Below are 24,416 nucleotides of genomic sequence, written 5' to 3' on the forward strand. Positions count from 1 at the left end.
CATGGGTCTGCGCGCGAAGCTCAGCCTGGTCATCGTGGGAATGTCGGTGCTCGTCGCCACGGTCCTGAGTCTTCTGGTCCACACACGTACGGCCGTCGTCACACTCGACTCCGCGCGGCGCGGTCTGGACGCCGAGCTGACGAGCACCCTGATCCGTCACCAGGAGGGGCAGGACACCCCGCTGGCGGCCGGAGACGTTCCCGCGCCGCTGGCCGCGGCCCTCGGCGAGGGGACACGCGCCACCTACCTGCAGGACGGCACCACTCTCTGGGCGGCGACCAGGGCCGACGGGCAGACGCTCTCGCTGCGCCGCTCCTACGAGGCGGAGAACGCGGAGCTTGCCCGGCTCGACCGCATCCTCCTCGGTTCCGGCCTGGCGGCGGCGCTGTTCGCCTCCGGTGTGGGGCTGGTGGTCGCGGGCGGGCTCAGCAGCAGGATCCGCGCGGTGGCGAGAACGGCCGCCCACATCGCCGAGGGGGACCTGTCCGCCCGGGTCGAGGCGCGGGGCCGGGACGAGATCGCAGCCGTCGGGGCGGCGCTCGACCAGATGGCCGACGCGTTGCGGGCCAGGCTCGAAGCGGAGCGACGGGTCACCGCCGACATCGCCCACGAGCTGCGCACCCCCGTCGCGGGACTGGTCACGGCGGCAGGGCTGTTACCGTCGGGGCGCCCCGCCGAACTGGTCAGGGACAGCGCCGCGACGCTGCGCCGCCTGGTCGAGGACATCCTGGAGGTGGCCCGGCTCGACGCCTCCGCCGAGACGCCGGTCAGGGAGGTCCGCTCCTCGGGGGCGCTGGCCAGGCGGGCGGTCGTGGCCTCGGGGGTGCCGGGCGTCGAGGTGGTCGTCGCAGGGGAGGCCGAGGTGGAGACCGACCCGCGACGGGTCGAGCGGATCCTCGCCAACCTCGTCACCAACGCGGCAAGACACGGAGCCCCGCCCGTTCGGGTCAACGTCACCGGGTTCAGCGTGACGGTCAGGGATCACGGTCCCGGTTTCCCCGAACCGATGCTCGTCATGCTCCGCGAGCACGGCCCACAGCGCTTCGGCACCGGGTCGGCCGCCCGTGAGGACGGCGTCGGCCTCGGGCTGACCATCGCCGCGGGACAGGCCCGTGTCCTCGGGGCGCACCTCAGCTTCGCCAACGCTCCGGACGGCGGTGCGATCGTCCGGCTGGACCTCGCCTGACCCGGTGGCGCCTGCCGGGTCGCCGGGCACCATCTGCGAGACGACGGAACCGGGCGCAGGCTCGAACACCGGGGCTGGAGATAGGCCCCGGATATTGTCTGAGCCCCGCGGTAGCGTCCCTGGCGACGCCGACGAGAACGGGGAACCCCATGAGTGACATCGCCACCCGCTATCGAACCCGTGCCGACATCTTCGCGGCCAAGATCGCCGCTGTGGAGCCCGGCCGCTGGTCCGACCCGTCCCCCTGTGAGGAGTGGACCGCGAGAGACGTCGTCGGTCACATCATCGACATGCACGCCGTGATGCTCAGGCCCCTGGGCCGGTCGCTGAGCCCCGCGCCGTCCGTCGCGCAGGACCCGCTCGCCGCCTTCACCGCGGCCCGCGCCGACGTGGAGGCCCTGCTCGACGACCCGGCCACCGCCGAGAGGAAGGTGGAAACCCCGACCGGCAACGTGTCCGTCGAGCAGCACATCGACCAGGTCGTCAGCGCCGACATGGTGCTGCACGGCTGGGATCTGTCCCGGGCCACCGGGCAGGACGACACGATCGACCCGGCCGAGGTCGAGGCGATGTGGCCCCATGTTCAGTACATTCCCGATGAGATGCGCATCCCCGGTGCCTTCGGCCCCGGGGTCGTCGTCCTGGGGCCGGAGGTAGAGGTCCCCGACGACGCCCCGCTCCAGCACCGCCTTCTCGGCCTGTTCGGCCGCGACCCGAACTGGTCCGCCTGAACCGGGGAGGGCGGAAGCCCCGGCCCACGCGTCCGGGCCGGGAGGAGGGCTCGCGGAGGCGTCCTGGGTCACGGCCCGTTTCATGAGCCCAGGCAGGAGAAAGAAGCACGCACACGGGTGGGAGAGGGGGTCCTCCGGCGGGGCGATCAGCCGGTGACGCCGGTCCTGGGGGTGAGGCCGCGTGAATAGTCCTTCGTCCTGACCTCGTCGTGCAGGCGCAGCCCCCTGGCGCCCATGTCGGTCAGGGTGCGGGCGGCGGAGGTGGGGATGTGGTTGATCAGCCACATCCCCCACGTCAGGGTCCGCAGTGCCCCGGGGCTGGTGGGGATGAGCCGCTTGGCCGCGCCGACGGCGAAGGAGCGGCTGCGCCGTACGTAGTCGCCGATCTCCCGCTCGTAGGCGGGGAAGGCGCGGGTGTGGTCGCCGCCTGCCTCGGCCAGCTCGCCCGCCAGGACGTAGGCGCCGACGACGGCCAGACTGGTGCTGCCTCCGACCGCGGGGCCCGGGCAGTAGCCCGCGTCCCCGGCCAGGCTCACCCGCCCCCGTGACCAGGTGTCCATGCGCAGCTGGGTGATCGAGTCGAAGTAGAACGCCGTGGCGCGGTCGAGCTCCTCGCCCAGCAGGCGGGGGACCTCCCAGCCCATCCCGGCGAACTGCTCCCGCAGCAGTTCCTTCTGCCGGGCGACGTCCCGGTGGTGATAGTCGAGTTCGGCCGGAGGGCGGAACAGGAAGACGGCGCGGGCGTCGTCCAGGTGGGCGCCGCCGTACACGCCGACCATCCTGTTGACGCCGGTGATGCCCGATATGCGGTCGCGCAGCCCCAGATAGTTGGGGATCGACATGACCGCCAGGTAGGCCCCGATCCAGGCCGTGTAGCGCGACTCGGGGCCGAAGACCAGGCGCCGGACGTTGGAGTGCAGCCCGTCGGCGCCGATGACCAGGTCGAACCTGCGGGCCGGTCCCCGTTCGAAGGTGACCTCGACGCCGTCGGCGTCCTCGGTCAGGGAGGCGATGGAGTCGTCGAAGACGTACTCGACGTCGTGCCGGGTGGCCTCGTACAGGATCTCGCCCAGGTCGTCGCGCATGATCTCGGCGTGCCGGTCGGACACGACGCGCATCAGCCTGCCGACGTCGAGTGTGTGCGGGCGGTCGCCGTTCTCCGCCAGGAAGGAGAGCCACTCGGTGCCGGTCTTCCTCGCCTGGACGGCCCCGGCCAGTCCCATCCTGTCGACGATGTCCATGGCCGGGCGGAACAGGTCGACCGCGTGGCCGCCGGCCTTGCGGGGGGAGGGGGCCCGCTCGACGACGGTGACGGCGAAGCCGTATCTGGTGAGCCAGTAGGCGAGGACGGGCCCGGCGACGCTGGCGCCGGAGATGAGGATCCGCATGCGCCGTATCCTTACTTAACGGGAGGTAAGTTAATTACTTAACGATAGGTAAGCACGGTTGACGGCGGGGCGCAAGTCTTACTGAACGATAGGTAAGCGATACCCTTGGCTCATGGCGAGGCCCTCGGACACCAAGATCCGCATCCAGGCGACGGCGCGTGAGCTCTTTCGTGAGCAGGGTGTGCAGAACACCAGCCTCAAGCAGATCTCCGACCGGCTCGGCATCACCAAACCGGCTCTCTACTACCACTTCTCCTCACGGGAGGAGCTGGTCAGGAGCATCCTGCAGCCCGTCATGGACACCCTGGAGGCGTTCGTCATCGGGCGTGAGCCGGGGGAGGGGCGGCTACTGCTCGAAGACTACTTCGATCTCATCTGGCGCTACCGCGAGGAGATCTCGATGGTGCTGCACGCGCCGACCGTGCTCGCCGAGCTGGAAATGGTCGATCGGATGTGGCGCTGGCGCAAGGAGCTGACCGTGCTCCTGCTCGGCCCCGCTCCCTCGGACGCCGCCCGGATCCGCTCGACCGTGGCGCTGGGCGGCATGGCCGACTGTGTGGTCGAACACGCGGATCTCCCCGCGCAGGAGGTCAAGGCCGCCGCCGTCGAGGCCGCGCTCGCCGCCCTCGGAACGCTCGGCCGGGCGACCCCCTGAGGATCACCGAAAGGCGCTTTTCGGGCACCTAAAGTGACCGTATACCCTCCTTCGTACGAGTATGGGTGGTGTACGGGTGGGGACCGGTATCCGTTCTCCCAGACGGCCGTGTGGAATGTTGTGGGGTTCCTCCATGCGTGACCCGGCACCTCCTGGTGTGGGATCGACCTCATGACAGATGAAGGGAAGACGGTGTCACAGCAGGAAGGGACGTCGGGCTCCTCGTCGGGCTCCTCGTCGGGCCGAGGCTTCTCCACCGGAGATCTGGCCAGGGTCAGCGTGTTCGCCGCGCTGATCGCCGTGCTCGGACTGCCCGGGGCGCTGAACGTCTTCGGCAACGCGGTGCCCATCACCCTGCAGACGTTCGGCGTCATGCTCGCCGGAGCGATCCTGGGCACCTGGCGGGCCGGGCTCGCCGTAGCGGTCCTTATGGCGCTCGTCGCGACGGGACTGCCGTTGCTGGCCGGCGGCCGTGGCGGACTCGGCGTCTTCGTCGCGCCCTCCGCCGGGTTCCTGATCGGCTGGCTGCCCGGCGCGATGCTGACCGGCTGGATCGTCGAGCGCGGCGGGCGCACCCCGGGCATCGTCCGCCTGCTGATCGCCTGCCTCCTCGGCGGCGTCGGGATGGTCTACCTCCTCGGCATTCCCGTGCAGGCGGCCGTGACCGGCGTCTCCCTGGGACAGGCCGCGCTGCTCAGCCTCACCTTCCTGCCCGGCGACCTGATCAAGGTGGTGCTCGCCTCCCTGGTGGTCAGGGGGACGCAGCGGGCCTACCCCGACGCCGTCCCCGCCGTGCGGCAGGAGCGGCTCAAGGCCGCGGGGAGGCGTTGACCCGCCCATGCCGGTGGCCCTTCAGGTGGTGCGACACGCCTCGGAGCACCCGCGCCGGATCGCGCTGCGCGCTCCAGGAGGCGACCTGAGCTACGCCGGGCTCGCGAGGCGGACGGAGGCCGCCGCGGCGGCACTGCGGAGCCGGGGGATCGGCCGGGGCACGCTGACGGCGCTCAGCCTGGCCGACCCGGCCGAGTTGCTCGTCGCCGTGCTCGCCGCGGACCTGGCCGGTGCCACGCCGCTGGTCTGCGACCACACCTGGGAGCGGGAACGGCGCGAGCGGATCATGGCGACGGTCCCGGCCCACGTCCGCGTCGAGGCCCCGCTGCCCTCGGACCCCGGCCCCGTCCCGGTGGACTCCGGGGCCTCGCCGCAGGACCGGGCGTGGGCCTGCTTCAGTTCGGGCAGCACCGGCAGGCCACGCGCCGTGGTACGAACCCGCGCGTCGTGGACGGGTTCGTTCCCGCACCTGAGCGCGCTCACCGGGATCGGCCCAGGCGACGTCGTGCTGGTCCCCGGTCCCCTGACCTCCTCCCTGTACGGCTTCGCGGCCGTGCACGCCCTGGCGACCGGCGCCACGGCCGTCGTCCCCGGCCGCTGGCCGGCGAGGCCGGCCGCCCATCTGGGCGACGTGACCGCGGTCCACGTGGTGCCGCACCGGCTGCCCGCCGTACTCGACGCGCTGCGGGAGAGCGGCGGTGCACGGGGGCGGCTGCGCACCGCGGTCGTCGGCGGGGCGGCGCTGGGCGCGGGCGTCCGTGACCTGGCGGTGCGGGCCGGGGTGGACGTGGTCGCCTACTACGGCGCGACCGAGCTCTCGTTCGTCGCCGCCGACACCGACGGCCACGGCCTGCGGCCCTTCCCCGAGGTGGAGATCCAGGTCAGGGCCGATCCGGGCCAGGAACTCGGTGAGGTGTGGGCGCGTTCGCCCTGGCTGGCCGAGGGATACCTGACGGCAGGGGCGGGCCCGCTGCGGATCGACGGCGACGGCTGGGCGACGGTCGGCGACGTGGCGGAGCCGTACCGGGCGGGGGAGGTTCTGCGGCTGCGCGGCCGGGGCGGCGGCGCGATACAGACCGGCGGCGCGACCGTGGTGCCGGAGGACGTCGAGGAGGTCCTCCGACGGGCACCGGGGGTCGACGACGTCGTGGTCGTCGGCTCACCGCACCCGGAGCTCGGCTCCGTGGTCACCGCGATCCTGGAGACGGACGGTCCCCGGCGACCCTCACGCGCCACGCTTGAGGAGGTGGCGCGCGGCGGCCTGGACGCCGCGCAACGGCCAAGGCGCTGGTACGCCGTCCGCAGCCTGCCGCGAACCCCGGCGGGCAAACCGGCGCGCGGCCTGCTCGCCGCCCGCCTGGCCGACGGCGACCCGGACATCAGGCGGCTCACCTGACATGAGACGGGACCCATCCTCACGGCCGGTCGTCGTCGCGGCCCGCCGCGGCCCCATCGGCACCGCCTTCCACGCCTTCAAGGAACTGACGGTCGAGGCGCTCGCCGCCCCTGTCATCGACGCCGTCGCCCGGGACGTCGCCCACCTGGGCCCGCCCGTCGAGGACGTCGTGCTCGGCAACTGCACCGGCCCCGGCGGCAACGTCGCACGGATCTGCGCGCTGGCCGCCGGGCTGGGCCACGGCGTCCCCGGCGTCACCGTGGACAGGCAGTGCGGCAGCGGCCTGGCCGCGATCCTGCTCGCGGGGAACGCGGTCGCCGCGGGAGAGACGGACCTCGTCGTCGCCGGAGGGGTGGAGAGCGCCTCGACCGCTCCGCTGCGGACCCGCCGCGGCACGGCCGTTCCGTACGAGCGGGCGCCGTTCGTCCCCGCGGGGTGGCACGACCCCGAGATGGGGCCCGCCGCCGAGGCGCTGGCCGCCGCGCGCGGCGTGACCCGCGAACGTCAGGACGCCTACGCCCTGCTGAGCCACGCCAAGGCGCTGGCCGCGCGGGAGGCGGGCCGGTTCGCCCAGGAGATCGTCACGGTCGGCGGCCGGGACGACGACCAGTGGCCGCGCCCGCTGCGCGCCCGGTCGCTGGCCCGGCTGCCCGCCGCGTTCGTGCCCGGTGGCACGGTGACCGCGGGCAACTCCTCCCCGGTCAGCGACGGGGCGGCGGCCGTCGCCCTCGTGCCGGAGTCGCTGCGGGCCGAGCTCGGGCTTGCGGGACTGCGGCTGCGGGCCGGAGCCGTCGTCGGCTGCGACCCCGCGCTTCCCGGACTCGGACCGGTGCCCGCCGTACGGCGGGTGCTCGAACGCGCGGGGGCCGGCCTCGGGGAGGTCGCCGCGGTGGAGATCGTGGAGGCGTTCGCGGCGCAGGTGCTCGCGGTGACCGACGAACTCGGCCTCGACCCCCTCGGCGCGGACGCGGAGCGGGTCTGCGCGGACGGCGGCGCGCTCGCCCTCGGCCACCCGTGGGGCGCGACCGGCGCCGTGGTGGTCACCAGACTGTTCAGCAGGCTCGTACGGCAGGGCGCCCCAGCCGGGACACTGGGACTGGCCACGGCCGCGGTCGGCGGCGGCCTGGGCGTCGCCGCGTTGTTCGAGGTGGTGTAGATGATCGAGATGAACGACGTCGGGGTGCGGTTCGGGCGGCGTGAGGTGCTGCGCGGCATCACGGCCTCGCTGACCGAACGCAGGATCGGCGTGGTCGGGGCCAACGGCTCGGGCAAGAGCACCCTCGCGCGCCTGGTCAACGGCCTGGCCCTGCCGACCTCGGGCGGCGTCACCGTCTTCGGGCTCGACACCCGCCGTGACGCGGCCAGGATCAGGCGCCGGGTCGGGTTCCTGTTCAGCGACCCCGACGCGCAGATCGTCATGCCGACGGTCGCCGAGGACGTCGCCTTCTCCCTCAGGCGTGGAGGGCTGACACGGCAGGAGATCGACCTGCGGGTGCGGGAGGTCCTGGACAGGTACGGCCTGGCCGATCACGCCGACCATCCCGCGCACCACCTGTCCGGAGGCCAGAAGCAACTGCTCGCCCTGTGCTCGGTCATGGTGCTCGACCCGGAGGTCCTGGTCATGGACGAGCCGACGACGCTGCTCGACCTGCGCCACTCCCGCCAGGTCGCCGGCCTGCTGCGCGAGCTGCCGCAGCAGGTCGTGGTGGTCACCCACGACCTGCCGCTGCTGGCGGGTTTCGACCGCGTGCTGGTGCTGGACGAGGGACGGATCGTCGCCGACGACGAGCCGGAGGCGGCCATCGGCCACTACCGGAAGCTCATGGCGTGAACGCGCTCACCGGCGCCTACGTCCCCGGGAACTCGTTCCTGCACCGCCTGCCCGCCGGGGTCAAACTCCTCGGCCTGGCCCTGTCGTGCACCGCGCTCCTGCTGCTGCGCCCGCCCGTGGCGCTGGCGGGGGCGGCGTTCGCCGTGGCGCTGCTGTACGCGCTCTCCGGGGTCGGCGCCGCGGCGGCCTGGGCGCAGATCAGACCGGTCCGCTGGTTCGCCGTGGTCCTGTTCGCCATGCAGTACCTGCTGGACGGCTGGGCGGGGGCGCTGTCGTCCGTGCTTCGTGTCCTGCTCGCCGTCGCGCTGGCCGGGCTGGTCACGCTCACCACGCGTACCGCGGTCATGATGGCCACCCTGGAACGGCTGCTGGCCCCCGTCAGGTTCGTCGGCGCCGACCCCTTCCGCCTGTCGCTGCTGCTCTCCCTCACCCTGCGCAGCGTGCCCGTCGTCGCCGGGTTGGCCACCCGGGTCAGGGAGGCGCAGCGCGCCAGGGGCACCGAGTGGAGCGTGCGGGCCTTCGCCGTACCGCTGGTGGTGAGCGCCCTGCGGCACGCCGACACCCTGGGCGAGGCCCTCAGCGCCCGCGGCCTGGACGACTGACCACAGATCTCCATAAAAGCGGAAAAATCCAGATCTTCCTCGGTTATCGTGTGGACGATCTTGACGGCGACCGTCACCACGCGTCCGGAGGAAAATGTGGCCGAGGGCTTTCCTGACCGTGGATTCAAGGCCTACTGGTCGGCGATCGGGGTCTCGCAGTTCGGTACCGCCGTCAGCATGGTCACCATCCCGATGGTCGCCGTGCTGACCATCGGGGCCACGCCGGGGCAGATGACCTGGCTGGTGGTGATGGAGCTCGCGCCCGCGATGCTCGCCGGGGTTCCCGCCGCGGCCTGGGCCGACACGCTGCACCGGCGGTTGCCGCCGCTCATCGGCTGCAACGTCGTCCAGGCGCTGGTCGTGGGGGCGATTCCGCTGCTGTGGTGGCTGGGCTCGCTGAACTATCCGGCGCTGCTGGCCCTGGTCGGGGTCTCCTCACTGGTCCGCGGCCTGCAGTCGGCGCTGTCCAGCCCGATCCTGGTGCAGATCGTCCCCAGGGAACACCTCGTCGACGCCAACGGGAAGACGAACGCGACCCGCAGCGTCGCCGACATCGGCGGCCCCGCGGCCGGCGGGATGCTGATGGCTGTCCTCGCCGCCCCCCTGGTCGTCCTGGCCGACGCGTTGTCGTTCCTGCTCTCCGCGGTGCTGCTCACCCGGGTCAGGACGCCGCCACCCTCCGAGCGGGCCCCGAGGGAGAGATCACGCGGCACCCTCGGCGAGGTCGTACGGCTGGCCCGCGCTCTGGGCCGCCGCTCCGGAGTGCAGGCACTGGCCACCCTGTGCGTCGCCCAGGGGATCATGCAGCCGATCCTCGTCCTGTTCCTGGTCCGGGAACTCGGCCTGGGGCCGGCACCGATCGGGCTGCTGCTCGGCCTGGGCGCGGTCGGCGGCGTCGGCGGGGGACTCCTGCTGGGCAGGGTCATCGGCCGGCACGGCCCGGGACGGACGCTGGCGCTCGGCACCGCCGTCTCCATGTGCTCCCTGCTCGCACTGCCCTTCTCCGCCCCCGGCGTCTCCGGTGCCGCCGCGGTCGTCCTGTTCGAACTCGCGGGCAGCCTCGGCGGCACCGTCATGGCCGCCACGGTCTACGGAACCCTCCAGAGCGCGGCCAAGGACGGTGAGGTGGCCAAGGTGATGGCGCTGGCGGGCACCTTCCTGCAGGTCGGCGGCCTGGTGGGCTCCTTCGCCGGGGGAGCGCTGGCCACGGCGTTCGGGCTGCGCGCCGCCGCAGGAACGGCCGCCGCCCTGATGCCGCTGCTCCTGCTGCCCCAGCTCGTCCGCTGGTACACGGCCCGGTGGCGGATCGACACGGCCACCATCGGGTGAATCCACGGTCGAATCCACGGTCCCGCCCCGGGGCGCTGCGGGACCGTGGATGTGTCACCTGGTCTCGACGGGCATGACCGAGGAGAGGCTCCGCTCGACGCGCTCGGCGTCGCCGAGCAGCACCGCCGTGGCCCGGCCCGGTCCCATGTAGGTCGAGGCCACGCGGTGCACGTCCTCGACCGTGGCCGCGGTGAGCCGTTCGACACGCCGCGCCAGGTGGTCCAGCCGCAGGCCGAACCCCGCCAGCGTCCCGGCGAACCTGGCCAGCCCCGCCTGGGTGGCCGTGGCGACCTGCAACGTGCCGATGGCGTACCGCCGGGCCTGCTCGACCTCCTCCGGCTCCGGCGGCAGCGTGGCGATCCTGCCCAGCTCGTAGAGGGTCTCGACCAGCGCGGGAGCCGTCACCTCGGTGGAGACGTCGACGGAGAGTATGACGGCGGAACCGCCGAGCGAGTGGTCGACGATCGAAGCGGGACCGTAGGAGTACCCCTTGTCCTCGCGGATGTTCTCCGTCCAGCGGGAGGAGAAGTAGCCACCGAAGATCAGGTTGGCCAGCTGCATGGCGGCGCTGTCCGGGTGGTCACGGCCGGGGGCGGGCAACGCAAACCGTATCGACGACTGGAGCGTGCCCGGCCGGTCGACCAGCAGCAGCGGCCCCGGCACCGGTGACGGTGCGGGCGGCATCGTCACCTTGTGCCCGCTTCCGGCCCACCCCCCGAGCCTGCGCCCGGCCAGTTCGACCGCCTCGCCGGGGTCCAGGTCGCCGACCAGCACCAGGACGGCGCCGTCGGGACGCATCCGCCGCTCGTGCAGGGCGCGTACCCGCCCGGCCTCGACCGCGCCGACCCGCTCGGGATCGGGCGTCTCCACCGCGTACGGGTGTGTGCCGTAGACCCGCTTCAGCAGTTCGGCCCTGGCCAGCGCGGGCGGCTGGCTCAGCGTCACCCGGAACCGGTCGGCGAGCCTGTCCCGTTCGACGGAGAACTCATGGTCGGGGTACCGGGCGTCGCAGAGCGCGTCCGCGAGCACCTCCAGCAGCCGGTCGAGACCGGAGGCCAGGCAGTCTCCGCTGACCAGCCACCGGTCGGGGCTCGCCCCGCAGTCGAGACTGCCGCCGATGGCCTGCGTCTCCTCGGCGATCACGGCGGCCGAGCGGGTCCCCGTACCGGAGAACAGCGTCTGCGCCAGCAGGGCGCCCTCGGCGATGTCCACCTCCGCCATCGGCACCCACAGCCGCGCCTCGACCAGCGGCGTGGTACGGCGGGCGATCGCCACCACCGTCAGCCCCGAGGGCAGAACCGCCTCCGCCTGCGGTGGCAGGACCAGAGGAACGGCGGGCTCCAGATCGGGCAGGGGCCGTACGGTCTGGGCGCTCATCGGCCCCTCCCCGCCACGACCTCGACCGAGGCCCGCCGGTCCGGGACCAGCCTGGCCGCGGCCGCTCCGACCTGCTCGGCCGTCACCGAGGACAGCAGCGCGGGCAGCTCGTTGAGCAGCGCCGGATTTCCTCGTTGCAGCTCCAGCACGGCCAGCCGTGTCGCCCGGTCGATCATCGTGTCCCCCTCGCGCAGCAGCAGAGCGGTCATCCGCGCCTGGACGCGCGACAGTTCCTCGGGAGCCGGGCCCTCGGTGGCCAGCCGCTCGGTCTCCTCGCCGATGACGTCGAGCACGTGCCCGGCGGACCCGCCCGCGGGCAGGTTGGCCTGCAGCAGCAGCGCCGTGGGGTCGAGGACGTCGAAGGGGTCGCCCATGAAACCCACGTAGCCGCTGACGCCGGTGGCCAGACGGTCCCCGAGCACGAGCCGGGAGACCAGACGCGAGGAGGCGCCATCGGTGAGCACCTCCGCCAGCACCACGTACGGCAGATAGCCCGCCAGGTCGGAAACCGGGTCGGGTACCCGCCACGCCGCCGCGACCGCGGGGGTCGGCGCCGCCGCGTCCACGTAGGAGTGGTGCCGGGCCGCGGTGAGATCGGGCTCCGCCAGGACGGGCGCGGGCGGCGCCGGGCGCGCGGGCACGTCGCCGAAGTGCCGCCTGACGAGCACCTCGGCCTGTTCCACGGAGAAACCACCGGTGACGCACAACACGGCGTTCCCGCAGGCGTAGTACCGGTCGAAGAACTCCTCGGCCTCGTCGACCCCGGCCGCGTCGAGGTCGGTGAAGGAGCCGTAGCCGTCGTGCGCGTTGGGGAAGGTGTCGAACATCACCGGGGGGAGCCGCAGCCACGGGAAGCCCCCGAAGGGACGGTTGAGGACGTTGACCCGGATCTCCTCCTTGACCACGTCCACCTGGTTGCGCAGGGTCTCCGGGGTGATCCGCGGCGCGCGCATGCGGTCGGCCTCAAGGAACAGCACCCGTTCGAGGGCGTTGGCGGGAACCGTCTGGATGTATCTGGTGTAGTCCAGGTGGGTCGAGCCGTTGAAGGTGCCTCCGGCTCCCTGGATGTGCCGGAAGTGTGCGAGTTTCTCCAGGTTCTCCGACCCCTGGAACATGAGGTGCTCGAACAGGTGGGCGAATCCGGTACGGCCCTGCGGCTCGGACCGGATGCCGGCGCCGTACACGACGGCGACCCCGGTCACGGGGCAGTCCGGCTCGGGGGCGAGCACGACCCGCAGCCCGTTGTCCAGGGTGAGGCGCTCGACCCGGTAACCGGTGCGCGGCCGGATGAGGTTTGACGTCGGCATTCGCGGCTACCCCCCGACCTGGGGCGCGTGCCCGAAGAGGGGGATCAAGCCGTCCTGGCCGATCGGTTCTCCCACTGCCATGGTGTCCTTTCGTGATCGCCGGGCAGATGCCTCCCCAGTCTTCCCAGTCGGAGCCCGGGGCGGAAGTGGGTCCCTGATCACGTCTGGATTGTCCGTTTCCTGGACAGTCGTGCGAGACTTTCGAGAGCGAGGTCCGCCCGCTGCTGGGCGGCACGTGAGGAAAGAAGGTCCGGGATGGTCAGGAAGGCTCCGCGAGAGGACGTCAACGAGGACGGGCTGGAGGTCGGCCCGCCCAAGGAGTGGGCGGCGGGCATCCCCGGGGTGACCCGGTCGCTGCTGACGTCCTACGCCCAGATGGGCGCGGGCCGTACGTTCCTCACCCTGGCCCGGGTCAACCAGAAAGACGGCTTCGACTGCCCCGGCTGCGCCTGGCCGGAGGGCGGGCACCGCAGCCCGGCGGAGTTCTGCGAGAACGGCGCCAAGGCGGTCGCCGAGGAGGCCACGACCCGCAGGGTCACCCGTGACTTCTTCGCCGCACACACGATCGGCGACCTGGCCCGCCACACCGACTACTGGCTGGGCCAGCAGGGGCGGCTCACCGAGCCGATGTACAAGCCGGAGGGCGCCGACCACTACGAACCGATCACCTGGGAGCGGGCCTTCGGCGTCGTCGCCGAGGAACTGCGCGCGCTCGGCGGCCCCGACGAGGCGGTCTTCTACACCTCGGGCCGCACCTCGAACGAGGCGGCGTTCGTCTACCAGCTCCTCGTTCGGCGCTTCGGCACCAACAACCTGCCCGACTGCTCCAACATGTGCCACGAGTCGAGCGGTTCGGCCCTCACCCAGACCCTGGGCATCGGCAAGGGCACGGTCTCACTGGAGGACCTGCACCGCGCCGACCTCGTCTTCGTGGTCGGCCAGAACCCCGGCACCAACCATCCGCGCATGCTGTCGGCCCTGGAACGGGCCAAGCGCAACGGGGCGCGGATCGTCGCGGTCAACCCGCTGCCCGAGGCGGGACTGCTGCGCTTCAAGAACCCGCAGCGCCCCTCGGGGCTGGCCGGGCGCGGTACGACACTGGCCGACCGGTTCCTGCAGATCCGCCTCAACGGCGACCTGGCGCTGTTCAAGGCGCTGTCCCGGCTGCTGCTGGAGGCCGAGGACGCCGCCCCCGGCACCGTGGTCGACCACGCCTTCGTCCAGGAGCACACCCACGGCTTCGAGGAGTGGGCGGCCGACACCCGTGCCCTGGACTGGGCGGAGGTCGAGGAGGCGACCGGTCTCGACCGCGGGGCGGTCGAGGAGACCGCCCGCGACGTGCTCGGCGCGAAGTCGGTGATCGTCTGCTGGGCGATGGGTCTCACCCAGCACAGGAACTCCGTCGCCACCATCAGGGAGGTGGTCAACTTCCTGCTGCTGCGCGGCAACGTCGGCCGCCCCGGGGCGGGGGTCTGCCCGGTCAGGGGCCACTCCAACGTCCAGGGCGACCGGACGATGGGCATCTACGAGAAGCCCTCCGCAGCCTTCCTCGACGCGCTCCGTGACGAGTTCGGCTTCGAGCCGCCCCGCGAGCACGGCCTGGACACCGTCGAGGCGATCAGGGCGCTGCGCTCGGGCGCGGCGAAGGTGTTCTTCGCGATGGGCGGCAACTTCGTGGCCGCGACGCCGGACACCGAGGTGACCGAGGCGGCGCTGCGCCGCGCCAGGCTGACCGTGCAGGTCTCCACCAAGCTGAACCGCTCCCACGCCGTCTGCGGCGATCGGGCGCTGATCCTGCCGACGCTGGGCCGTACCGAACGCGACAACGACCGGTTCGTCACGGTCGAGGACTCCATGGGCATGGTCCACGCCTCCCGGGGCAGGCTCAGGCCCGCCTCTCCGGACCTGCTGCCCGAGGTGGCGATCGTCTGCGGCCTGGCCCGCGAGCTCTTCGAGGACGACCCGCATGTGCCCTGGAAGGAGTTCGAGGCCGACTACGACGCGATCAGGGAGCGCATCGCGCGGGTCGTGCCCGGCTTCGGCGACTTCAACACCCGGGTCCGCGCCCCCGGCGGATTCGCGCTGCCCAACGCGCCCCGCGACGAGCGGCGTTTCCCGACGGCGACGGGCCGGGCGACCTTCACCGTCAACCCGCTTGAGGTGCTGCGGGTCCCCGAGGGACGGCTGCTGCTGCAGACGGTCCGCAGCCACGACCAGTACAACACCACGATCTACGGCATGGACGACCGCTACCGGGGCGTGAGCGGCGGGCGCAGGGTCGTCTTCGTCAACCCGGACGACCTGGCCGAACGCGGCCTGGCGGACGGTGAGACGGTGGACCTGGTGAGCGAGTGGCCGGACGGCGAACGCAGGGCGGAGCGGTTCCGCGTCATCGCCTATCCGACCGCTCGGGGGTGCTGCGCGGCCTACTTCCCCGAGACCAACGTGCTCGTGCCGCTGGACTCCGTCGCGGAGACCTCCAACACCCCGACCTCGAAGAGTGTGGTCGTCAGGCTCGTCCGGCCCAACTGAGCACCGGGCGGCGGACGTGGACCGGCTCCCCGGGGCGGAGCATGCGAAACAGCGGTATGGCGTTGTGCAGCGGCACCCGCACGCACCCGTGGGAGGCGGGACGGCGCGGTACGAGCGTGGAGCCGTGCACGGCGATGCCGCCGTTGAAGTAGACCGGGTAGTACATCGCCCCCAGGGGGCCGGTCGACCAGCCGCGCACCCGCTCGCCGACCGTGAAGTCGCCGGGCGGCGTGTCGGCGAACCCGCAGTGTCCCCGGTCGCAGTAGGACTTGCGCGCGCCGGTCGAGACATGGCTGACGAGTACGGCCCTGCCGTCCCGCCACACCGTGAGCAGCTGGCGGGTCAGGTCGATCTCGACCCGTGAGGGGCTTCCCCTGGGCACCAGCGGTCTGATCCGCGCGGGCCTGGCCATCGCCCGCCGGGTGGCCGCGTCCACCCGGTCGAGGGCGGGCAGCCCGTTGGCCTTCTGGAAGGCCCACACGGCCATGCGCAGGGCGGAGTCGTACTCGGGGCCGGGAGCGCCGGGGGCGAACCCCAGCTCGCGCAGGCGCCTCTTCACCTGGCGGACCTCCTGCAGCCGGACGCCGAAGCGCAGGGTCTGCGGTGGCTGCCCGGCCGCCGAAGGAGGCATGTCGTCCGCGTGGGCGGGCCCCGTGGACACGAGCGCGGCCGGGGTGAGAGCGGTGAGCACGACCAGAAGACAGCGGCCGACGGTACGCATGGTTCACGCCTGTCCGTTGCCGGGAGCGGATGTTCCCGGTGATCTTCCCGCAACGGATGGAGTTGACGGGCTTTCCAGTGGTGTTCGTGCCGGGAGGGACGTGGCCCGGCGGGGAACGCCCGCCGGGCCCGTGGACCTCTACGACAGGAAGCGGGAGGTCATCATGCGAAGGAGCGGGCGCTTCTCATGGATCGCCCCGGGACCCCGGCCGTGGCACACCGGCCGGTGGCAGCCGAACCAGTGACGGCCGCCGTCGAGGTGGTGCCGGCTGTGGGTCCACACCTTCCCGGCCTGTCCTCCCGTTCCACCCTCCACCGGAGGCTTGGGCGGACGCGGGGTCCGGGTGGGAGTCGGCGTGGGTGTGGGTGTGGGTGTCGGAGTCGGGGTGGGCGTCGGTGTCGGCGTTGGGGTCGGGGTGGGCGTCGGTGTGGGCGTCGGTGCCCCGCAGTCGGGAAGGTCCCCGTTGAAGGGGTAGGCGTGGATCTCGTATCCGCCGTTCCCCGTGTGCGTGAGAGAGCCGTTGACGAACAGCCGCCCGTTGAAGCCCGGCATGCTCAGCGTCGTGGTGCTGGCCGGGTCGGCCACCAGGACACTGCCCTGGAAGTTGCCGCCGCCCTGCAGGTTCACCGTGGTCGCGTCGGGGAAGTTCCACAGCGACCGCTCACGCAGCGCGTTCCACGGGTCGGCGTCGGCGATGTCGCCGCTGAAGGTGTTGATCGTACGACTGGTGCCCAGCATGTTGATCAGGACGGTCGCGTTCGCGGGGATGCCCTCGAACACGATGCCCTGCGTGGAGCCCCCGGGGCCGGTCAGATCGAAGTCGACGTTGAAGACCTGGAGCGCGGAGGTGCCGTCACCGGTGAACAGGGTCTGGGCGCCCTGGTTCACCGCGGTCCCCGTCGGTGTGCTCGGAGGGTTTCCGGTCGAGTCGGCGTAGCACCGGCTGGCCTGCTGCAGCGCGGGCACCAGGTCCAGATAGGGGGTCGCCGCGTCCGGGTCCTCGACGAGGGTTCCGGTGACCGTGCCCGTCAGGGGACCCGCGTGCCGTACCACCCCGCCTTCGGCCAGGAGGCGCTGGCCCGGAGCGACGGTGACCGATCCGCCGGTGGTCAGGAAGTCGGCCCCCTCGGGAGGCGGCACCCGTGAGCCGACCCCCGCGATGCCCACGTTGTAGGCGGGGGAGGCGGCGGCGTCCTTGTTCTGGTCGAAGTCGCCCAGCACGACCGCCCGGCCCTCGGCCTCGGCCGCGAAGCCCCGGACCAGGAAGTCACCGCCGACGAAGGTGTTGATGGCGTTGTCACGGCCCGCGAAAGGCCCGTTGTTCACCGGAGGGAAGGGGGAGGGGCAGCTGCCCGGTACGCAGGGGCCCAGGCCGAAGGGCAGCGTCGCGGCCATGACGGCGGGAAGGGCGATGACGCCTCCCACCACGACGGCGAGGACCCCGGCACCTCCCGTCAGCAGCGAAGGGCGGCTGAAAACCCGGTATTTCCCGGGCCGTCGCATCTTTTGGAGCATGATCGATTCCTTTTTCCGAACGAGTCCTCCTCATCCTGAGCGGGAACATGATCATCTCCGTGATGGAAACCCCCTGGTTGGTCACTGTTTGCGATCTACGGGGAAAAGCAAGGCGAAGATCAGTGCGGGACCGTGGCGAGCAGGTGCCGCAGGTGGTCCCGCAGGACCACGGCGTTGTTGTGCTCGGTGTCCCGTGCCGAGTACAGCAGGGTGACCGGCCCCTTCCTGGCGGCGTCGAGCAACGGCCGTACGGCCTCCGGGTTGGCCTCGAGCTCCCGCAGGTAGCGGTCACGGAACTCGGCGAACCGCTCGGGGCGATGCCCGAACCATGTCCTCAGCTCCGGCGAGGGCGCGACGTCGCGTGTCCAGCCGTCGAGCCTGAGGTCCTCCTTGCGCACGCCCCTCGGCCACATCCCGTCCACGAGGAAGACCGCCCCCGTGGTGGGTTCGGGATCGTACGCCCTGCTGATCGTGATACTCCCCATCCTCCGGACCTACCCGTCGCCGGTGCCGTGAAGCCGTACCAGAGGTTATGAGGATTTTGTGAGGGATCTGCCAGAGAAGGTTCCTAGATTCGTCCTCGCCTCACCGAAACGCCTCACCGAGACAAGAAAGACGAGGACGAATGGACATGACCATGTGTGCCGTCACGAGGGGACCGTCGGACCCGGCGCGGACGTTCGCCGGGCGCGGGGGCGCCGGCCACGGGGACGCGGTGCGGGACGACGGCGTCCGCATCACCCGTGGCGTTCGCATCACCTGATCCGGGCCGGGGAGGGGTGGACGGGGGTGTGCGCCCCTCCCCGGTTCTCAGCCTCGGCCAGGCGCAGCCGTACGGCCGCCGCCCGGTCGTCGTCGAGCTCGGCGAAGATCTCCGCGGCCTCCCGCCAGTGCGCCCGAGCCGCCTCGTGGTCGCCGGAGTCGCGCAGGACCTCGCCGAGCAGGTCCAGGATCTCGGCCTCGTCCAGACGGTCGTCGAACTCCCGCATCACCCGCAGCGCCTGCGACAGCAGGACGCAGGCCTCCTCGTGCCGGCCGAGCCCGGCGTTGGCCGTGCCCAGCACGCGCAACGCCTCACCCACGCGATAACGGTCACCGAGCTCGGTGTAGCCGTCGAGCGCCGCCCGCGCGCCGGCCAGCGCCTCGTGATGGCGGCCGAGTTCGTTGTCGTTCCTGGCCAGGTCGTTGAGCGCCTCGGCCTCAAGACGCCGGTCACCGCTCAGCCTGGCGATCTCCAGCGCCCGGCCGTAGCACGACGCCGAGTCGGCGAACCTGCCGAGCCTGAAGTAGGTGGCGCCCATGTTGACCAGGACGTCCCCCTCAAGCCCCGGCTCCCCGATCCGCCGGGCCACCGCCAGCGCCTCCTCGTAGTGCGCGACGGCCTCCTCCGGCCTGCCGAGCAGCGCGCTGACCCAGGCCAGGTGGTTGAGGGCGAACCCCTCCTCGTACGGCTCACCCGCCCGCCCGCTCGCCTCGGCCGCGACGCGGAAGACGGTGGCCCAGGCCTCTCCGGGCACGTGCAGGTCGAGGAAGGAGGCCAGCAGCCGGGGAATCCGCCAGGCGGCCTCGTGCCGGTCGAGCGACGCCGCGCGCCGGGCGGCGGCCATCAGGTTGGGCAGCTCCTCCTCGTACCAGTCGACCGCCTCCTCGGGACCGCCGAAGCTCGGCAGGCTGAGCCCGGGCGGAACCGGCCCGTGTCCCGAGTCCCACACGGCCGGCGGCAGGTGTTCGGCGGCGGCGCGGGCCGCGTGCAGGTACCAGTCGAGCACCCGGCCGAGCGCGGCCTCCCGCTCCCGCCGGTCCTCTCCCTCCCCGGCCCGTTCGGCGGCGTAGTCGCGCAGCAGGTCGTGGAAGTCGTACCGGCCGGGGAAACGGGACCTGAGCAGATGGTCGGCGGTGAGCCGGTCGAGCAGCGGGGTGACCTCCGCGAGGCCCGCGCCCATCAGCGCGGCCGCGGCCCCGGCGCTCACCTCGGGTCCGGGGTGCAGGCCGAGGAGCCGGAACAGCCGTGCCGCGTCCTTCTCAAGGGCGCCGTAGGTCCACGAGAAGACCGTGCGCAGGTCGGTGTGCCCGCCGTCCCCGGCGTCGAGCGCCGACAGCCGGGTCGCCTCGTCCCGCAGGTCGGCGACGAGCCTGCCGAGCGGCACGGCGGGGAAACGCGCCGCGCGCTCGGCGAAGATGCGCAGTGCCAGCGGAAGACGGGCGCACCGTTCGACGGCCTCCGCGACCGCCTCCGGCGCGGCGGCGACCCGGTCCCGGCCGAGGACCCCGGCCAGCAGTTCCGTCGCCTCCCGCTCGGACATCTGGTCGAGTACGACGCGCCGCGCGCCGTACTCGACGACGAGGCCGCGCAGCTGGTTGCGGCTGGTGACGACGACCACCCCGCCGGAACCGGGGATCAGCGGGCGGACCTGCTCGCTGCTGCCCGCGTTGTCGAGCATCAGCAGCGTCCGCCTGCCGCTCAGCAGCGTCCTGAACAGGGCGGAGCGCTCGTCGAGACCGGCGGGAATCCGGCCCGCCGGGGTGCCGAGGGCCCGGAGCAGCGTCTCCAGGGCCTTGGCAGGGTCGACGGGCGGTTCGGGTCCGTAACCGTGCAGGTCGAGGTAGAGCTGCCCGTCGGGGAAACGGTCGGAGATCCGGTGCGCCCAGTGGACGGCCAGCGCCGTCTTGCCGGACCCCGCGGTCCCCTGGAGGGAGACGATTCTCGGCCCCGTCGTGGGAACGTCCTTCCCGAGCAGCAGGTCGAGCGCGGCCAGCTCGGTTCTGCGGCCGGCGAAACCCGGCGTGTCGGGCCGCAGCTGCCGGGGGACGGGAACGGGGACGGGAGCCTCCTCACGCGGCGCGGCTGCGGGTGCCCGCAGAGACCGGCCGGGCGACTCACCGGCCAGGATCGCCTGGTAGGCGGCGCGCAGCGAGGGGGCGGGATCGACACCGAGCTCCTCGGCCAGCAGCTCACGCAGTGAGTGGTAGGCCTGGATCGCCTCCGCGTGACGCCCGCAGCGGTGCAGCGCGAGCATCAGCAGCTCCCAGAACGGCTCCCGCAGCGGGTGGGCACGGGTCAGCTCGCGCAGCGGGGTGACCAGCTCGGCGTGCCCGCCGGTGCGCAGCCCGATCTCCAGGCGTTCCTCCTGCAGGCGCAGCCACTCCTCGGTGAGCGGCCCGACCTCCTGGTCGTGGAGCACGGCCGAGTCCACGTTGGACAGCGCCGGGCCCCGCCACAGCCCCGCCGCCTCGGACAACGCCCGCGAGGCCGCGGCCAGGTCGCCCGCGGCGGCGGACCGCCGCCCGCTCTCCGCCAGGGAGCGCAGCCGCAGCAGGTCCAGCGACCCGGCGTCGACCTCGGCCCGGTAACCGTCGGGAAGGGTACGGATGACCTCACCGGGTTCCAGTTGCCGCCGCAGCCGGTTGACGTAGCTGTGCACGGTCGCCCTGGCCCTGGCGGGGTCGTCCGTCTCCTCCTCCCACAGCCAGGAGACAAGCCGGGAGACCGGGACGGTCTCACCGGGGCGCAGCAGCAGACCGGCCAGCACGACACGCAGCTTGTTGCCGCCGACCGGCACCTCCCGGCCCTGGGAGATTACGGTCAGCGGGCCGAGTACACGAAATCTCACACCATCACCTGTGACGCGGAACCGACGAGCCCGCCGTCCGGTCCTGGGACGGCGGAGGCGGCGCGCCACACGCTACCGTCGCTCGGCCCCACATGCCTCCTCGTACGGCGGAGGCGGGCGGCTCAGGCGTCCCGGGCGAGCAGTTCCTTGAGCGCGTCGTCGATGAAGGCGGTGTCCACCGGGTTGAGGCCGCCACCCGCGAAGTGCCCCCACGACCCCGGGATCACCCGCAGTTCGGCCGAGGGCATGTGGGAGACCTCCCACTCGTTGTCCTCCGGCGGGAAGTAGAGGTCCTGCCGGCCGGGCATGATGATCGCGGGCATCCTGATCGAGGACAGCGCCTGCTCGGTGCCGCCGGCCCCGGGGGTCTTGCCGATGTCGGCGTTCTGCCAGGTCCACAGCATCGTGAGCAGGTTGTTCGCGTCGCGTTTGACGAACAGCCCCTCCCAGAAGCCGACGAGGAAGTCCTCAAGCGAGCCGTAGTCGAACGGGTCCCGCTCGTAGGTCCTCTCTCGGTAGAACTGCTGGGAGAAGCCCCAGCCCGCGTAGACCCGCGCCAGCGCCCGCAGACCGGTCCAGGGCTCCTCGGTGTACCAGCCGTGCTTCCAGGCGGAGTCGGCGGTGAGCGCGGCCTTGACCCCCTCAAGGAAGACGATGTTGTGCAGGCTGGTCCTGGCCGAGCCGCAGAAGGGCAGGATGCGCCGCACCATCTCGGGATGGCTGACCGCCCACTGGTAGGTCTGGCCCGCTCCCATCGACCAGCCGGTGACCAGCGCGAGACGCTCGACGCCGAACACCTCGGTGACCAGGCGGTACTGCGCCTCGACGTTGTCGTACATCGTCACGTCGGGGAAGCGCGCCCTGTCGTGCGGCGGCGGGGTGTTGCTCGGCGACGACGACAGGCCGTTGCCGAACATGTTCGGGATGATGATGAAGTATCTCGACGGGTCCAGGGCCATGCCCTCGCCGATCAGCCACTCGTTGTCGTAGTGCTGGCCCGAGTACCACGTGGGGTAGACGATCGCGTTGCCCTTGTCGGCGTCGAGCTCGCCGTAGGTCTTGTAGGCGAGCTTCGCGCCGGGTAGCGTCGCGCCGTTCTGCAGCCGCACGTCCCCGAGTTCGAACACGTCGTAGTCCATCGTGGCCTCCCTCGCCGACCACCGGTCCCGGCCGTCCCAACCCCCTCATGGTAACCGGGACACTTCGGACAATCAGGAGGTAGGCAGGGATCTGACCTGCCCTTTCCCCACGCCGTACCCGCCCCCGCGCCACAAGCCCGCGGCGCGGTCCGAGACCACCGGGGTCGCCACCCGTACCGGGCGCCGCGCGAGTCTTCTCTTCGTGGGGTTCTCGGGGCGCGCGACGGCCGGGTGGCGCTCTGGCGGGAGTATCAGGACACCGCGGGCATCGCGCGGGCCCTCGGAGCGGGCTGACCCCGCGCGGGGAAGGGCGCGCTCAGCCCACCCGGGACAGGACGGGGAGCAGGTGGACCTCGGCGGCCGGGGGGAGGGCGCAGGCGAGCCCGCCGAGCCCCCTGGCGTTCTCGCCGCAGACGAACACGCTGATGTGACGGCGCATCCGCCCGTGGTCGTCGCGGAGCCTGCGCTCAAGCGACGGGTGGGTACGGCAGAGCGTGTCGAGGGCGGCCCCCAGGGTGGGGCGGCCGCCGTCGCGGTCGGCGACCGCGAAGACGCGAAGCTCGACCATGTCGCCCGCCCAGCGTCCCAGGGCTGAGGGGAACACGAAGGTGACGAGTGTGGCGGACCTGGTCAACGTTCTTCCTTTCCGATGCGGCCTCATGCTGTCACGGCGCGGGACGCCGCGTCCCGCGCTCAGCCGGTCAGGTATGGCAGTGGGCGCCCCGGCGCCGTCCCTCCTGGGGACGGTCCCGGTGGATGTCCGCGGGCGGGACCCCACCGCGCTGGAGCCTGAGGATCGTCTCCTCGACCATGTCGTCGGGTCCGCAGACGTAGACCTCGTGCCCGGCCCACGGCCGCAGGCGGTCGACGACCTCGGGCAGCCGCCCCCGTTCACCGCCGTAGCGGGGCTCGTCGGAGACCACGGGCACCACTTCGAGCCTGGGCACGCGTGAGCGCATCCTCATCAGGTCGGGCAGGTCGTAGAGCTCGCGCGAGGTGCGGGCGCCGTACAGCAGGCGGACGCGGGGCGGGGTGGCGTCCGAGGTGATCACGTGTTCCACGATGGCCTTCAGCGGGGCCAGGCCGGTGCCCCCGGCGACGCACAGGATGTCACGTCCGCGCTCGGGCGGCGTCATCGTGCCGCCCGGCGCGCCGAGCGTCACCGTGTCCCCGATCCGGGTGTGCCCGACAAGGGCGGAGGAGACCCAGCCGCCGGGGACGGCCCTGACGTGCAGGCGGACGGTGTTGTCCCGCCTGGGCGCGTTGGCGATGGAGAACGGGCGCCACACCCGCGGCCAGCGCGCGGTCTGCACGTCGACGTGCTGGCCCGGCAGGTACGGCAGCGGCTCGCCGGGCCGCAGGGTTATCACCGCGATGTCCGGGGCGCGCAGTTCGTGACCGATCACCTCGGCGGTCCACCAGGCGGGCGAGGTCCGGGCGTCCTCCTCGGCGGAGGTGATCATGATGTCGGCGGCGGCGGTGTAGGCGGCCAGCCACGCGGCCTCCATCTCGGGGCTCCACACCTCGGCGGCGAAGCGTCGCACCGTGGCCAGCAGGGCGTTGCCGAGCGTGGTGTAGTGCTCGGGGAGCACGCCGTACCTGCGGTGGCCCCGGCCGAGCTCGCCGAGGAACGACGACAGGCCGTCGAGGCTGTCGAGGCTCCACACGATCCTGGTCAGCGCGCCGAACAGACGGTCGCGCTGGGTGTCCATCGCCGGGGGAAACATGGCCCGCATGTGCGGGTTCTCCGCGAACAGACGGCCGTAGAAATACGCGGCGGCCTTGTCCGCGACGGGTTCGATGACGGCGAAGCTTTCCTTCACGAGACGCGGATTCAAGGACATGGACGGAACCCACCCTAATTGACCGGATCGAATGTCCGATCACGCAGACCTACCTCCTGACGAATCCGGGTGATGAGCGTCCTGCGGCCCCGGCGCACCAGAGCGCTCGCATTTGAGTCTTCCATCACCATGTGAGGCTCACAACGTGTTCTCAGCAATATGGCGGGAATTCAAACTATCTGTAATTGCGAGACTATTTTTGGCGATCGTGCTATAGGAGTGACCTGGGTGGTCACAAATCGTATTTATCCGAACTTTGTTATTTATCCCTTGTGTGGGTGTTTGCCGTGTCGCCTGGTGCGGCTCGTCCCGTCCCTGCGTGGCGATGGCGCGGTGAGACGACACTGAGACCTTCAAAAGCGTGACATAACCGAAATAGGGTGCGCCATGATAGGGAAGTTGCTGAAGACGGGACGGGTGC

At 72.0% G+C, this 24,416-nt stretch carries 20 protein-coding genes; 10 read left to right on the top strand and 10 right to left on the bottom strand.

Translation table 11 applies throughout. The features are described 5' to 3' along the window. The first annotated feature begins 1 nt into the window (after window position 1). Together ACFOYY_RS09000 and ACFOYY_RS09005 are read left to right on the top strand one after the other, a co-directional pair. A complete protein-coding gene (locus ACFOYY_RS09000; RefSeq protein WP_352012582.1) occupies window positions 2-1,186 on the top strand; it encodes a HAMP domain-containing sensor histidine kinase in 1,185 nt (394 codons plus the stop codon). Between the two features lie 149 nt (window positions 1,187-1,335). Continuing rightward, window positions 1,336-1,917, top strand: a complete 582-nt coding sequence (locus ACFOYY_RS09005) for a TIGR03086 family metal-binding protein (protein ID WP_386189259.1) — start codon at window positions 1,336-1,338, stop codon at window positions 1,915-1,917. 146 nt (window positions 1,918-2,063) lie between these two features. Here ACFOYY_RS09005 and ACFOYY_RS09010 read toward each other — a convergent pair whose 3' ends face one another. Continuing rightward, window positions 2,064-3,305 carry an FAD-dependent monooxygenase gene (locus ACFOYY_RS09010; RefSeq protein WP_386189261.1) on the bottom strand — a complete coding sequence of 414 codons (1,242 nt, stop codon included), beginning with the start codon at window positions 3,303-3,305 and terminating at the stop codon, window positions 2,064-2,066. 112 nt (window positions 3,306-3,417) lie between these two features. On the opposite strand from ACFOYY_RS09010, the gene ACFOYY_RS09015 reads away from it, so the two are divergent. The 7 genes from ACFOYY_RS09015 (at window position 3,418) to ACFOYY_RS09045 (ending at window position 9,949) form a co-directional block, all read left to right on the top strand. Further along, window positions 3,418-3,960, top strand: coding sequence for a TetR/AcrR family transcriptional regulator (locus ACFOYY_RS09015; protein WP_386189263.1), 543 nt, complete (start codon window positions 3,418-3,420; stop codon window positions 3,958-3,960). Window positions 3,961-4,152: 192 nt separating this feature from the next. Next, on the top strand, window positions 4,153-4,791 hold the full coding sequence (locus tag ACFOYY_RS09020; RefSeq protein ID WP_386189265.1) for a biotin transporter BioY: 639 nt from the start codon (window positions 4,153-4,155) through the stop codon (window positions 4,789-4,791). 7 nt (window positions 4,792-4,798) lie between these two features. Next, complete coding sequence (locus ACFOYY_RS09025) at window positions 4,799-6,187, top strand: class I adenylate-forming enzyme family protein (RefSeq protein WP_386189267.1); 1,389 nt, start codon at window positions 4,799-4,801, stop codon at window positions 6,185-6,187. A gap of 1 nt (window position 6,188) precedes the next feature. Next, complete coding sequence (locus tag ACFOYY_RS09030) at window positions 6,189-7,343, top strand: thiolase family protein (protein WP_352012576.1); 1,155 nt, start codon at window positions 6,189-6,191, stop codon at window positions 7,341-7,343. Next, complete coding sequence (locus ACFOYY_RS09035) at window positions 7,344-8,018, top strand: energy-coupling factor ABC transporter ATP-binding protein (protein WP_362781306.1); 675 nt, start codon at window positions 7,344-7,346, stop codon at window positions 8,016-8,018. After that, the gene (locus ACFOYY_RS09040) at window positions 8,015-8,620 is read left to right on the top strand and encodes an energy-coupling factor transporter transmembrane component T family protein (protein ID WP_386189270.1); all 606 of its coding nucleotides are present in this window, start codon (window positions 8,015-8,017) and stop codon (window positions 8,618-8,620) included. The genes ACFOYY_RS09035 and ACFOYY_RS09040 overlap by 4 nt, the downstream gene beginning before the upstream one ends. Window positions 8,621-8,680: 60 nt before the next feature. Beyond that, a complete protein-coding gene (locus ACFOYY_RS09045) occupies window positions 8,681-9,949 on the top strand; it encodes an MFS transporter (RefSeq protein ID WP_386189272.1) in 1,269 nt (422 codons plus the stop codon). Window positions 9,950-10,003: 54 nt separating this feature from the next. Here the strand turns inward: ACFOYY_RS09045 and ACFOYY_RS09050 are convergent, their stop codons facing one another. Together ACFOYY_RS09050 and ACFOYY_RS09055 are read right to left on the bottom strand one after the other, a co-directional pair. Next, window positions 10,004-11,326, bottom strand: a complete 1,323-nt coding sequence (locus ACFOYY_RS09050; protein WP_386189274.1) for a M16 family metallopeptidase — start codon at window positions 11,324-11,326, stop codon at window positions 10,004-10,006. Further along, window positions 11,323-12,633 carry a M16 family metallopeptidase gene (locus tag ACFOYY_RS09055; RefSeq protein WP_352012571.1) on the bottom strand — a complete coding sequence of 437 codons (1,311 nt, stop codon included), beginning with the start codon at window positions 12,631-12,633 and terminating at the stop codon, window positions 11,323-11,325. The genes ACFOYY_RS09050 and ACFOYY_RS09055 overlap by 4 nt, the downstream gene beginning before the upstream one ends. 255 nt (window positions 12,634-12,888) lie before the next feature. Here ACFOYY_RS09055 and ACFOYY_RS09060 point away from each other — a divergent pair, with 255 nt between their 5' ends. Next, the gene (locus ACFOYY_RS09060; RefSeq protein ID WP_386189277.1) at window positions 12,889-15,165 is read left to right on the top strand and encodes an FdhF/YdeP family oxidoreductase; all 2,277 of its coding nucleotides are present in this window, start codon (window positions 12,889-12,891) and stop codon (window positions 15,163-15,165) included. Here the strand turns inward: ACFOYY_RS09060 and ACFOYY_RS09065 are convergent. The 7 genes from ACFOYY_RS09065 to ACFOYY_RS09095 all read right to left on the bottom strand — a co-directional run bounded on the left by ACFOYY_RS09065 (window position 15,143) and on the right by ACFOYY_RS09095 (window position 23,995). Then, on the bottom strand, window positions 15,143-15,886 hold the full coding sequence (locus ACFOYY_RS09065; RefSeq protein WP_386189279.1) for a L,D-transpeptidase family protein: 744 nt from the start codon (window positions 15,884-15,886) through the stop codon (window positions 15,143-15,145). The two genes, ACFOYY_RS09060 and ACFOYY_RS09065, sit on opposite strands and share 23 nt — an antisense overlap. A gap of 138 nt (window positions 15,887-16,024) precedes the next feature. Next, window positions 16,025-17,401 (bottom strand): choice-of-anchor A family protein, encoded by a 1,377-nt coding sequence (locus ACFOYY_RS09070; RefSeq protein ID WP_386189281.1) that lies wholly within the window; start codon window positions 17,399-17,401, stop codon window positions 16,025-16,027. A 119-nt stretch (window positions 17,402-17,520) separates the two neighbouring features. Next, window positions 17,521-17,886 carry a DUF488 domain-containing protein gene (locus ACFOYY_RS09075; protein ID WP_362916883.1) on the bottom strand — a complete coding sequence of 122 codons (366 nt, stop codon included), beginning with the start codon at window positions 17,884-17,886 and terminating at the stop codon, window positions 17,521-17,523. A gap of 270 nt (window positions 17,887-18,156) precedes the next feature. After that, window positions 18,157-21,012, bottom strand: coding sequence for an AfsR/SARP family transcriptional regulator (locus ACFOYY_RS09080; protein WP_386189284.1), 2,856 nt, complete (start codon window positions 21,010-21,012; stop codon window positions 18,157-18,159). 122 nt (window positions 21,013-21,134) lie between these two features. Continuing rightward, on the bottom strand, window positions 21,135-22,151 hold the full coding sequence (locus tag ACFOYY_RS09085; RefSeq protein ID WP_352012565.1) for an alpha/beta fold hydrolase: 1,017 nt from the start codon (window positions 22,149-22,151) through the stop codon (window positions 21,135-21,137). A 316-nt stretch (window positions 22,152-22,467) separates the two neighbouring features. Next, window positions 22,468-22,785 carry a molybdopterin synthase sulfur carrier subunit gene (locus ACFOYY_RS09090; RefSeq protein WP_362781324.1) on the bottom strand — a complete coding sequence of 106 codons (318 nt, stop codon included), beginning with the start codon at window positions 22,783-22,785 and terminating at the stop codon, window positions 22,468-22,470. A 67-nt stretch (window positions 22,786-22,852) separates the two neighbouring features. Further along, the gene (locus tag ACFOYY_RS09095) at window positions 22,853-23,995 is read right to left on the bottom strand and encodes a globin domain-containing protein (protein ID WP_386189287.1); all 1,143 of its coding nucleotides are present in this window, start codon (window positions 23,993-23,995) and stop codon (window positions 22,853-22,855) included. Window positions 23,996-24,416: the final 421 nt, after the last annotated feature.

Source organism: Streptosporangium jomthongense (assembly GCF_042650425.1).
In the GTDB taxonomy this organism is placed as follows: domain Bacteria; phylum Actinomycetota; class Actinomycetes; order Streptosporangiales; family Streptosporangiaceae; genus Streptosporangium.

Coding starts and splice junctions, on each gene's coding strand:
- ACFOYY_RS09000 (WP_352012582.1), top strand. CDS start 2: ATGGGTCTGCGCGCGAAGCTCAGCCTGGTCATCGTGGGAATGTCGGTG.
- ACFOYY_RS09005 (WP_386189259.1), top strand. CDS start 1,336: ATGAGTGACATCGCCACCCGCTATCGAACCCGTGCCGACATCTTCGCG.
- ACFOYY_RS09010 (WP_386189261.1), bottom strand. CDS start 3,305: ATGCGGATCCTCATCTCCGGCGCCAGCGTCGCCGGGCCCGTCCTCGCC.
- ACFOYY_RS09015 (WP_386189263.1), top strand. CDS start 3,418: ATGGCGAGGCCCTCGGACACCAAGATCCGCATCCAGGCGACGGCGCGT.
- ACFOYY_RS09025 (WP_386189267.1), top strand. CDS start 4,799: ATGCCGGTGGCCCTTCAGGTGGTGCGACACGCCTCGGAGCACCCGCGC.
- ACFOYY_RS09030 (WP_352012576.1), top strand. CDS start 6,189: ATGAGACGGGACCCATCCTCACGGCCGGTCGTCGTCGCGGCCCGCCGC.
- ACFOYY_RS09035 (WP_362781306.1), top strand. CDS start 7,344: ATGATCGAGATGAACGACGTCGGGGTGCGGTTCGGGCGGCGTGAGGTG.
- ACFOYY_RS09050 (WP_386189274.1), bottom strand. CDS start 11,326: ATGAGCGCCCAGACCGTACGGCCCCTGCCCGATCTGGAGCCCGCCGTT.
- ACFOYY_RS09055 (WP_352012571.1), bottom strand. CDS start 12,633: ATGCCGACGTCAAACCTCATCCGGCCGCGCACCGGTTACCGGGTCGAG.
- ACFOYY_RS09060 (WP_386189277.1), top strand. CDS start 12,889: ATGGTCAGGAAGGCTCCGCGAGAGGACGTCAACGAGGACGGGCTGGAG.
- ACFOYY_RS09065 (WP_386189279.1), bottom strand. CDS start 15,886: ATGCGTACCGTCGGCCGCTGTCTTCTGGTCGTGCTCACCGCTCTCACC.
- ACFOYY_RS09070 (WP_386189281.1), bottom strand. CDS start 17,401: ATGCTCCAAAAGATGCGACGGCCCGGGAAATACCGGGTTTTCAGCCGC.
- ACFOYY_RS09075 (WP_362916883.1), bottom strand. CDS start 17,886: ATGGGGAGTATCACGATCAGCAGGGCGTACGATCCCGAACCCACCACG.
- ACFOYY_RS09085 (WP_352012565.1), bottom strand. CDS start 22,151: ATGGACTACGACGTGTTCGAACTCGGGGACGTGCGGCTGCAGAACGGC.
- ACFOYY_RS09095 (WP_386189287.1), bottom strand. CDS start 23,995: ATGTCCTTGAATCCGCGTCTCGTGAAGGAAAGCTTCGCCGTCATCGAA.